Source organism: Streptomyces sp. MZ04, from assembly GCF_004684775.1.
In the GTDB taxonomy this organism is placed as follows: Bacteria; Actinomycetota; Actinomycetes; order Streptomycetales; family Streptomycetaceae; genus Streptomyces.
Genome location: NZ_SRIC01000282.1, coordinates 1 through 10,445, shown reverse-complemented (window position 1 = coordinate 10,445; position 10,445 = coordinate 1). Strand labels below are relative to the sequence as shown.

Here is a 10,445-nt window from a genome sequence, read left to right as displayed (position 1 = left end):
GAGACAGCCCGTGTGCCCCGCACCCCTCCCCAAGGCCCTGAGCCGAGCGAGGGAGTGCTCCACGTGACCATCGCGCCAGCCGAACCTGCGTCAGCGCAGACCACCGACGGTCAGCAGACCGCCGACGGCCCAGGAACCGCGCTGCTGCGTACCCTGACCGACCTCACCGCCGACCTCCCCGACGCCGACCCCGGCAGAGTCGCCGCCGCCGCGCTGCGCGGCCGCTCCGCCAGGGCGGATCTGGCGGAGCTGCGGGAGCTGGCCACCGAGGCGGCCGCGGGGCTCATCTCCGAGGACCCGGCGTACTCGAAGCTGGCGGCCAGGCTGCTGAGCATCAGCATCCGGGAGGAGGCCGATTCGCAGGGTGTGCGCTCCTTCTCCGACTCGGTCGCGGTCGGTCACCGCGAGGGCCTGATCGCGGACCGCACCGCCGCGTTCGTCGTCGACCACGCGGCGCGCCTCGACGGTCTCGTGGACTCCGCGCTCGAGGACGGCGCGGACTTCCGCTTCGGCTACTTCGGCCTGCGCACCCTGCACAGCCGCTATCTCCTTCGCCACCCGATCACCCGGCACGTCATCGAGACCCCGCAGCACTTCATGCTGCGCGTCGCGAGCGGCCTCGCCGAAGACGACAGCGCGCGCTCGGTGGACGAAGTCGCCGCCCTGTACCGCCTGATGAGCCGCCTGGACTACCTGCCGTCCTCGCCGACGCTGTTCAACTCCGGCACCCGCCACCCGCAGATGTCCTCCTGCTACCTCCTCGACTCCCCGCTGGACGAGCTGGACTCCATCTACGACCGCTACCACCAGGTCGCGCGCCTCTCCAAGCACGCGGGCGGCATCGGCCTCTCGTACTCCCGTATCCGCGCCCGCGGTTCGCTGATCCGCGGCACGAACGGGCACTCCAACGGCATCGTGCCGTTCCTCAAGACCCTGGACGCCTCGGTCGCCGCCGTGAACCAGGGCGGCCGCCGCAAGGGCGCCGCCGCGGTCTACCTGGAGACGTGGCACTCCGACATCGAGGAGTTCCTGGAGCTGCGCGACAACACCGGTGAGGACGCGCGCCGCACGCACAACCTCAACCTCGCGCACTGGATCCCGGACGAGTTCATGCGTCGCGTCGCCTCCGACCAGGACTGGTCGCTGTTTTCGCCGGCCGACGTGCCCGAGCTCGTGGACCTGTGGGGCGACGAGTTCGACGCCGCGTACCGCAAGGCCGAGGCCGCCGGGCTCGCCCGCAAGACCATCCCCGCCCGCGATCTGTACGGCCGTATGATGCGCACCCTCGCGCAGACCGGCAACGGCTGGATGACGTTCAAGGACGCCGCCAACCGCACCGCCAACCAGACGGCGGAGCCCGGCCACACGGTCCACTCCTCCAACCTCTGCACGGAGATCCTGGAGGTCACGGACGACGGCGAGACGGCCGTCTGCAACCTCGGCTCGGTGAACCTCGGCGCCTTCGTTCTGCCCTCCGGCGAGGACATCGACTGGGAGCGGCTCGACGAGACCGTCCGCACCGCCGTCACGTTCCTCGACCGTGTCGTCGACATCAACTTCTACCCGACCGAGCAGGCCGGGCGCTCGAACGCCAAGTGGCGCCCGGTGGGCCTCGGCGCCATGGGTCTCCAGGACGTCTTCTTCCAGCTGAAGCTGCCCTTCGACTCCCCCGAGGCGCGCGCCCTCTCCACCCGCATCGCCGAGCGCATCATGCTCGCCGCGTACGAGGCGTCCGCCGACCTCGCCGAGCGCAACGGCCCGCTCCCCGCCTGGGAGAAGACCCGCACCGCGCGCGGCGTGCTGCACCCGGATCACTACGGCGTCGAGCTGACCTGGCCGGAGCGCTGGGCCGCGCTGCGGGAACGTATCGCCGCGACCGGCATGCGCAACTCGCTCCTCCTCGCCATCGCGCCGACCGCCACCATCGCGTCCATCGCGGGCGTCTACGAGTGCATCGAGCCGCAGGTCTCCAACCTCTTCAAGCGCGAGACGCTGTCCGGCGAGTTCCTCCAGGTCAACGCCTACCTGGTGCAGGAGCTGAAGCGGCTCGGCGTCTGGGACGCGCAGACCCGCGAGGCGCTGCGCGAGTCCAGCGGCTCGGTGCAGGGCTTCAGTTGGATCCCGGCCGAGGTGCGCGAGCTGTACCGCACGGCGTGGGAGATCCCGCAGCGCGGCCTGATCGACATGGCCGCCGCGCGCACGCCGTTCCTGGACCAGGCGCAGTCCCTGAACCTGTTCCTGGAGACGCCGACCATCGGCAAGCTCTCCTCGATGTACGCGTACGCCTGGCAGTCGGGCCTGAAGACGACGTACTACCTGCGCTCGCGCCCCGCCACGCGCATCGCCCGCGCGGCCGGCGGCCAGAACACCGCCGCGACCGCCCCCGTGCCTGCCCAGGTCACGGCCGAAGAGGCCGTCGCCTGCTCCCTGGAAAACCCCGAGTCCTGCGAGGCCTGCCAGTAATGCCCACCCGTCGCCCGACCACCACCCCTGATGGACAGCGCTTCGCGCCGGAAGCCACCCCCACCAACGCCGAGAAGAACCTCCTCGACCCGGGCTTCGAGCTGACCCTGCGTCCCATGCGCTACCCGGACTTCTACGAGCGCTACCGGGACGCGATCAAGAACACCTGGACCGTCGAGGAGGTCGACCTCCACTCGGACGTCGCCGACCTCGCCAAGCTCTCGCCGGGCGAGCAGCACATGATCGGCCGTCTGGTCGCGTTCTTCGCGACGGGCGACTCGATCGTCTCGAACAACCTGGTGCTGACGCTCTACAAGCACATCAACTCCCCCGAGGCGCGGCTCTACTTGAGCCGTCAGCTCTTCGAGGAGGCCGTGCACGTCCAGTTCTATCTGACGCTGCTCGACACCTATCTGCCCGACCCGGAGGACCGCGCCGCCGCCTTCGACGCGGTCGAGGAGATCCCCTCCATCCGCGAGAAGGCCGAGTTCTGCTTCAAGTGGATGGACTCGGTCGAGAAGATGGACCGGCTCGAGAGCAAGGCCGACCGGCGCCGCTTCCTGCTGAACCTGATCTGCTTCGCCGCGTGCATCGAGGGCCTCTTCTTCTACGGTGCCTTCGCGTACGTCTACTGGTTCCGCTCGCGGGGTCTGCTGCACGGCCTGGCGACCGGCACCAACTGGGTGTTCCGCGACGAGACGATGCACATGAGCTTCGCCTTCGACGTCGTCGACACCGTCCGCAAGGAGGAGCCGGAGCTCTTCGACGACGCGCTCCAGACGCAGGTCACGGACATGCTCAAGGAGGCCGTCGAGGCCGAGCTGCAGTTCGCGCGCGACCTGTGCGGTGAGGGCCTCCCGGGCATGAACACCGACTCGATGCGCGAGTACCTGCAGTGCGTCGCCGACCAGCGCCTCCAGCGCCTTGGCTTCGCGCCGGTCTACGGCTCGTCAAACCCGTTCTCGTTCATGGAACTTCAGGGTGTCCAGGAGCTGACCAACTTCTTCGAGCGGCGCCCGTCGGCCTACCAGGTCGCGGTCGAGGGTTCGGTCTCCTTCGACGACGAGTTCTAGGACGTCAGACTGCCGCGGGCTGCGTGGGGCGCGGGGGACCTCACGCAGTTCGCGGTCGATCCGGCGCTCGTGGACGTACCCGACGAGCGAGGGTGCGGCCAGGAGGAGGAGGACGGTCAGGACGGTCACGTATCCGAGGAATGTGTTCATGTCCTCACTGTCGTGCGCGCCGGGCCGAGGGAGCAGTGGCAGGACTGCCACACACCATCGACTTACTGCCAAGGACGCGGCACACTGGCGGCATGCTGAAAAACGTGGCCGTGGTGCTGCTCGACGGCGTCAATCCCTTTGAACTCGGCGTCGTCTGCGAGGTGTTCGGCCTCGACCGGAGCGACGAGAGTCTTCCCGTGTACGACTTCGCGGTGGTCGCCGCGGAGAGCGGGGTGCTGAGCAACCACGCGGGGTTCTCGATCACCACGCCGTACGGCCTCGAGCGGCTCGAGGAGGCCGACCTCATCGCCGTGCCGGCCGGCCAGTCGTTCGTGCGCCGCGACTATCCCGAGGATCTGCTCGCCGCGCTGCGCCGCGCCGTGGACCGGGGCGCCCGCGTCCTCTCCGTCTGCTCCGGCGTCTTCGTGCTCGGCGCCGCGGGGCTGCTCGACGGCCTGCGCTGCGCCGTGCACTGGCAGCACTCCACGGAGCTCGCGGTGCGCTATCCGCGGGCGCGCGTCGAGCCCGATGTGCTGTACGTGGACGAGGGTTCGGTCGTCACATCGGCGGGGACCGCCGCCGGGATCGACGCCTGCCTGCACATCGTGCGCCAGGAACACGGCACCGAGGTCGCCAACGCCATCGCCCGGCGCATGGTCGTACCGCCTCATCGCGACGGCGGCCAGGCGCAGTTCGTGGCGCGCCCGCTGCCGCGCACGGCATGCGACACCGTCGGCGGGGTGCTCGCCTGGATGGAGCGCCATCTCGACGCGGAGATCACCGTGGAGCGGCTCGCCGAGCGCGCCCATATGTCGCCGCGCACCTTCGCCCGCCGCTTCCAGCAGGAGACGGGCACCACGCCCTACCGCTGGCTCCTGCGCCAACGGGTGCTGTTGGCACAGGAGTTGCTCGAGGGCTCGGACGAGACGGTGGACGCGATCGCCGGGCGTGCCGGATTCGGCAACGCCGCGGCGATGCGCCACCAGTTCCTGCGGGCGCTCGGCACCACACCGAACGCCTACCGCCGCACCTTCCGCGGACCGGCCGTCAGCGCCGTTCGGCGCGCAGCACCAGACGCTTCGGATGCAGCGTGATGCCGACCTTCGTGGCGGTGTCGGTCTCCGGGACGGGCGTGAGGTGCCACTTCGGGGCCACCGTCGCCAGGATGATGGCGAGTTCGGCCAACGAGAAGTGGTCGCCCGGGCACTTTCGGTTACCGACGCTGAATGGCATCATCGCGAACTCCGGTACGGCGCCCGCGCGTTCCGGATTCCAGCGGTCCGGGTCGAACTCCAGATGGCGCTCGAAGGAACGCGGATCGCGTTGCATCGCGTACACGCTGTACACGATGTCGGCGTCGGCCGGAATACGGTAGCCGCCGAGGTTCGTTTCGGCTACGGACCGGCGCGTGAATATCCAAGCGGCAGGTCGTATACGCATGGCCTCGGTGACGACATTGCGGGTGTGCGGCAGGTTCTCGAGGTCCGCGAATGCGATCTCCCGGCGCGGCGCGACAGAATTTACTTCTTCAACCAACCGCCTTTCCTGCTCCGGGTGTTCGGTGAGCAGATGGAACGTCCACGCCAGGGTCGACGCGACATTCTCGGCCCCCGCGACGACAAGCGAGACCACATGGTCGTGGACCTCCTGGTCGCTGAGCGGCTGACCCGTTTCATCGCGCGCCCGAAGCATTTCGGCCAGCAGATCCTGCTGGCCCGAATCCGTCGCCCTGCGTTCGGCGATGATCTCGTCGACCAGAGCGTGCAGATCGTCGAGCGCGTTCTGGAAACGGCGGTTGCCCTGGGTCGGCACGCGGTACAGCGGCCCGACCGAGAGGACCATCCGCCGGTAGAGCCCCTCGAACACGGTGTGCAGCGAGTCGGCGATGCGGTCCGCCTTCTCGCCGATCGAGGCGACCTCCAGGAGCGAGCGCGAGACGATGCGCACGGCGGTGCGGAACATCTCCGCGCTGACGTCGATCGTGCGGCCGGGATCCCAGCGCGCCGCCGTGGCGCGCGCCTCCTCCTCCATCACCTTGGCGTAGTCGGCGATCCGCTCGGGCTTGAACGCGGGCTGGATCATGCGCCGTTGACGCCGGTGCAGCTTGCCGTTGCTGGTCGCCACGCCCTTGCCGAGGAGCACCTCGAGGGTGTCCCAGAGCGGTCCCCCGACGATGTACTCGGGGCTCTTCAGGAGCTGCCCGACGAGCTCCGGATCGCAGACCGCGTACGCGGTCCTGGGCCCCAGACGGATGCGTACGAGATCACCGTGGTCCCGCAGCTCGGCCAGGAAGCCGAGTGGGTCACGCATCAGGTGCCAGGCGTGACCGATGAGTGGTGCCCCGCCGCTGACGAGCGGCGGCTCCGATCCTGACGCGGCGGGCGCGGGTATCGTGGATTCGACGCTCATTCCTCACCTACCAGTTCGTTTTCGGCCATGGGGATTTCCGTGAGCTGGTTTTCCGTTACGTACGGAGGCATGGACCTGTCGTCCCAACTGTCCACGCGATAGCGGCCGGATTCATGATGGAACCAATAGACGGAAGAGAACCAGTTCCGCATATTGAAGACGCATGATTCCACCGCGTCCGCGAGCCCCTGCCCCTTTTCGGAGCCGTCCGCCAATTTATCGGCGAGCAGCAGGACTTCCTCCTCGGCATCCAGGAATTCCGTGACGCACCGACTGACGCGCCGGTGGACTTCCCTGACCGCCTCTTCGAGCGTTAATCCCTCGTGCTGGATGAGGCTGATCCCGAGATTGTGCAGTTCATCGCCCGCGAGTTCCTTCGGGAGCGAGCACAGGTCGTTGTACCAGGCGGAGAAATCCTGTGTCGCGAGGGCGGCCCGCCGATATGCGGGGTGTTTCCTCACCGCCCGCGGCAGTTCGTACCGCGCGGTGGGCTCCAGGAGGTCGATCCACGCCCAGTGCGCGAACGTCAGCCGGCGCAGCTCTATGTACGCGTCGACCGGCGGCACGGTCCCGGAGCGCCGGTTCCTGAACTCCTCGTCGTACGCCTCGATCACGGGGTGGAAGTGCCCGGCGAACCTCGCGTTCCAGCTGGGACCCAGGAACGAGTACAGCCGCAGCACGCAGTCCGCGAACCCGGCGACCAACGGATCCCTGTGGTGCAGGTACTCCGCCGGGTCGTTGAGGGCGCCGTGCAGGCCCCGGCACAGCCGCCGCCACTGGGCCGCCCTGCCGTGCACCGAGTCCCGGTCGTGGCGGTCGTCCCACGCGAAGAACCAGCTGCTGAGGTCGGCTATGGCGGTGAGCAACTCGTCGGGTGCGCCAATGTAGTAGCCCGCCACCAGATCGGTGTAGCAGAGGCTGTCCGCGTACCGTTCGACCTTGTCGGGAGGCATGAGGCGCATTTCGCGCAGCCATGCCCTGGACTTCTCCTGAAGCGTTGGCCAATACGGATGCAGACGGCGAGGAAACGCTGTTTCGATCACCGGAACGGCCAGCGCCGGTGGTACCGATACCGTCTGTGTGTGTGGCCGCGTGTATGGCTGCGTCTGTGAAGTGCTTCCGGAATATGCACGCACGAACAAACCCCTCTCAGTCGCCTGAGTACGCACGCCCCTCCCGCCGTACCAGGCGCGCGCCGTTGCGTATCCCCGCGCTTTCCATTCAGCACCACAACTGACCGTTCAGGGAACAGATTTGCGCCATTCACTACCCCCCAGTGCCGAGAGCATCCCCTTATGTGACTGAATATGGATCACCCGCAGCCGGATTTGCTCGCACACGCGAGCGGCTCATGCGAACGGCCCCTGGTCGGGAGGGAGTTCCCGACCAGGGGCCGCTCGTCTCACGCGGTACCCACGCCTCTCAGGCGTCGCGCGCGTCAGTCGTTGGCCACCACGGGGTAGCGCGGCGTGCCCTCTTCCATCTGCCGCAGCGCGTCCTTGCGGTCCCGCTTGGAGAGGCGGTCGATGTAGAGGTAGCCGTACAGGTGGTCCGTCTCGTGCTGCAGGCAGCGCGCGAAGTAGCCCGTGCCGCGCACCAGGATCGGGTTGCCCTTCTCGTCCTGGCCGGTCACCTCGGCGTAGTCCGGGCGGGCCAGGTCGGCGTAGGCGGTGGGCACGGAGAGGCAGCCTTCGCCCGCCTCGTCCAGGCGGCGCCGCTCGGCGGGGAGCTCGCGCACCACGGGGTTGCACACGACGCCCACGTGCCGCTTGCCCTCGTCGTCCATGCAGTCGTAGACGAAGACCTTCAGGTCGACGCCGATCTGGTTGGCGGCAAGGCCCACGCCCTCGGCGGTCCGCTGGCTGGCGAACATGTCGTCGACGAGCTGCGCGAGCTCGGCGTCGAAGGCGGTGACGTCCTTGCACTCCTTGTGCAGCACAGGGTTGCCGACGACCGTGATGGGCCGGGACGTGCCCCGCTCGCGGTAGGCCGTCTCCCGCTCGTCGCAGTCCTCCGTGTCGATGACGAAGCCCTCGTCGTCTACGGGGAGGACCCCGCCCGAGGCCTGCTGCTCAGTGTCCTGCGCCATTGTCCGACGTACGCCTTCCTGGGATCCCACAAGAGATGGTGCCCGTACAGCCTACGGGCACCGGTCAGCAGACCTCTTCCAGATCCCGCCAGTCACGGGAGTCCGGGCTGTCCGCGACCCAGCCGTCGAGCAGCCCGCGCACCAGGGCGGCGGGCGCCGCGATGCCGCACTCCCGCTCGGGCACCCACAGGGCGCCGGGGCTGCGGTGGCCGAGCGGCCCGGGATGGCCGGGCTCGCTGTGGTCGTGCGGGTCCAGGTGCTCGCCGTCGCCCTCGTCGCTCGGCATCCGGCTCTCGGAGCACATGCGGCAGAGCAGCCGTACGGACGAGGACCAGTCCTCGGCGGCGAAGCCCGCGTCGGCGGCGAGCTTCTCCAGGGCGTCCCGGTCGTCCTCGGTGGCGGCCTCCAGGAGCACCACCCAGGTGGGGACCGGCGAGGGCGCCCACAGCTCGATCTCGTCGAAGACCGGGTACGAGTGCCCGGCCGCCGTCGAGCGCTCGCCGTGCGGTACGCCGTCGTGCAGCACGACCTCGCCCCAGCGGCGCCCGGAGGACGGCAGCGGGATGGAGAGCACCTCGATCCGCGCGGGGTCGAGCCTGCGCCCCCACACGACCTCGGCCTCACCCTCGGGCGACAGACGCACCGCGGCGCTGCCCAGGTCCATGCCGGTCGGCTCACCGGAGGCGGCGACGCCGCCCGGCACGCGCAGGCCGTACGCCTGCCAGGCGCGACGGGCGAGCGGCCAGTCCTGCAGGGCCGTGGCGGCGATCCCCACGTTCCACCAGTCGGGGGCGCCCGTCGACCGGTCGAGCAGCGCGACGGCCCGCAGGCCCGCGGCCCGCGCCTGCTCCCAGTCGTGCCGGAACTTGTGGAGCAGCGCGAGATTGAACCAGGACTCCGAGAGCCACGGCTCCAGATCCGCCGCGCGGGTAAGGAGCGCGCCCGCGTCCTCGTACCGCCCGTCGCCGATCAGCGTGAAGGCGCGGTCGGTGGCCTGCCGCCATGAGGCGGAGGGCCGGTGCCGTCCCTTGCCGAAGATCCTCACGATTCCCGCCTGCCAGTTACTGAGTTCCAGGGTTCCTGCTGTGTTCGAGGGCCTCTTCGCATCCAACCACGGACGGTCGGACGGCCGCTCATTACCCATGGGTTACCCAGCGGGCACGCGGTCACGCCCGCCCGCCCCGAGCCCCGGCGGGACACCGCTATTTCCCCCTCGCGAGCACCCTGGCCAGGGCTTCCACGACCTCCGGCTGATAGTCGCGGCCCGTGGCCAGACGCAGCCGCTCCAGGGCGTTGAGCGGGCCTCCCGGCCCTTCTCCCCGTGCCATCTCGTCGTATGCGTTGGCCGTCCGCACGATACGGGCGGTGAGCGGCTGATCGCGGTACGGATCCGCCTGCCGCTCCACGACCACGGCGACGTCCCCGTCCACCCCCGTCTGCCGCACCACGGCGCCCCCGAGCAGCGCGATGCGCCGCTGCTCCGCCTCCGGCAGGGCGGCGGTGGCCCCCGCGGGCACCGGGTCGAGCAGGGAGAGCTGCCCGATGTCGTGCATCAGCGCCGCGTGCTCGAGGACGGCGAGGTCCGGCTCCAGGAGCCCCAGCTCGCGCCCCACGGCCCGGCTGAGCGCGGCGACGCGGCGTGCGTGGCCCTGCGGGGTGTAGCCGGCGATCTCGGTGGCCCGCGCGAGCGAGGCGATGGTCTGCCGGTAGGTGGTCCGCACTGCGGCGTACCGGCGGAAGGACAGCTGGGTGAGCAGCAGCGGAAGGCTGAACACGGGCAGCGCCCAGAGCCCGGCCACCGCCACCGCGAGGGCCATCACGGCCCCCGTCGCGCACACCGCGGACCCGATGCCGAGCATGGCCCGCAGCTCGTCCTTCAGGATGGGACCGAAGGGCGAGGGGGTACCTCCCATGCCCTTGAGGCCATGGGGGAGGGTGCGGGTGTGCGCCATGGCCGCGGCGAGCACCGCGTCGCACAGGGCGGTCAGGACGAGCAGGGCGACGATGACGGCGGCGAAGGCGGGGCCGTGCCCCACCCACTCCCCCAACTTCCCCGAGTTGTACAGCGGTTGGAAGCACACCGCCGCGAAGCCGACGGTCAGCACCCGGCGCGCCACATGGTCCAGGGCGGGCCCCTTGCCGAGCGCCACATGCGGTACGGCGCCGAAGAGCGCGGCGGCGACCACGACAGCGATCACCTGCAGCACCCCGTGGTGCGTGGCCCGCCCCCCGATCTCCCCGAGCAGCGCGTACGCGAGAGC

General features: G+C 69.7%; 8 protein-coding genes. 3 read left to right on the top strand and 5 right to left on the bottom strand.

Annotation, left to right across the window (positions count from 1 at the left end; all coding sequences use genetic code 11):
• Positions 1-63: 63 nt before the first annotated feature.
• The 3 genes from E2651_RS35725 (at position 64) to E2651_RS35715 (ending at position 4,780) form a co-directional block, all read left to right on the top strand.
• Positions 64-2,463 carry a ribonucleoside-diphosphate reductase subunit alpha gene (locus E2651_RS35725; protein WP_135335420.1) on the top strand — a complete coding sequence of 800 codons (2,400 nt, stop codon included), beginning with the start codon at positions 64-66 and terminating at the stop codon, positions 2,461-2,463.
• A 116-nt stretch (positions 2,464-2,579) separates the two neighbouring features.
• Entirely contained in the window at positions 2,580-3,536 is a 957-nt protein-coding gene (locus E2651_RS35720; RefSeq protein ID WP_245239439.1) for a ribonucleotide-diphosphate reductase subunit beta, read from the top strand.
• Between the two features lie 242 nt (positions 3,537-3,778).
• Entirely contained in the window at positions 3,779-4,780 is a 1,002-nt protein-coding gene (locus E2651_RS35715; RefSeq protein ID WP_135335419.1) for a helix-turn-helix domain-containing protein, read from the top strand.
• Here E2651_RS35715 and E2651_RS35710 read toward each other — a convergent pair.
• From E2651_RS35710 to E2651_RS35690, 5 genes are all read right to left on the bottom strand, one after another.
• Entirely contained in the window at positions 4,734-6,095 is a 1,362-nt protein-coding gene (locus E2651_RS35710; RefSeq protein WP_135335418.1) for a cytochrome P450, read from the bottom strand. The genes E2651_RS35715 and E2651_RS35710 overlap by 47 nt on opposite strands.
• Complete coding sequence (gene cyc1, locus E2651_RS35705) at positions 6,092-7,231, bottom strand: epi-isozizaene synthase (RefSeq protein WP_167828996.1); 1,140 nt, start codon at positions 7,229-7,231, stop codon at positions 6,092-6,094. Before cyc1 ends, E2651_RS35710 begins: the two co-directional genes overlap by 4 nt.
• 302 nt (positions 7,232-7,533) lie before the next feature.
• A complete protein-coding gene (gene def / locus E2651_RS35700) occupies positions 7,534-8,184 on the bottom strand; it encodes a peptide deformylase (protein ID WP_135335417.1) in 651 nt (216 codons plus the stop codon).
• Between the two features lie 64 nt (positions 8,185-8,248).
• A complete protein-coding gene (locus E2651_RS35695) occupies positions 8,249-9,229 on the bottom strand; it encodes a hypothetical protein (protein WP_135335416.1) in 981 nt (326 codons plus the stop codon).
• A gap of 157 nt (positions 9,230-9,386) precedes the next feature.
• Positions 9,387-10,445: HD domain-containing protein (locus E2651_RS35690; protein ID WP_135335415.1), on the bottom strand; the 1,059-nt coding region annotated here is incomplete at its 5' end.

What these genes read in the sequence shown, in the direction of transcription:
- E2651_RS35720 (WP_245239439.1), top strand. Translation starts at nt 2,580, where the DNA reads ATGCGCTACCCGGACTTCTACGAGCGCTACCGGGACGCGATCAAGAAC.
- E2651_RS35715 (WP_135335419.1), top strand. Translation starts at nt 3,779, where the DNA reads ATGCTGAAAAACGTGGCCGTGGTGCTGCTCGACGGCGTCAATCCCTTT.
- E2651_RS35710 (WP_135335418.1), bottom strand. Translation starts at nt 6,095, where the DNA reads ATGAGCGTCGAATCCACGATACCCGCGCCCGCCGCGTCAGGATCGGAG.
- def (WP_135335417.1), bottom strand. Translation starts at nt 8,184, where the DNA reads ATGGCGCAGGACACTGAGCAGCAGGCCTCGGGCGGGGTCCTCCCCGTA.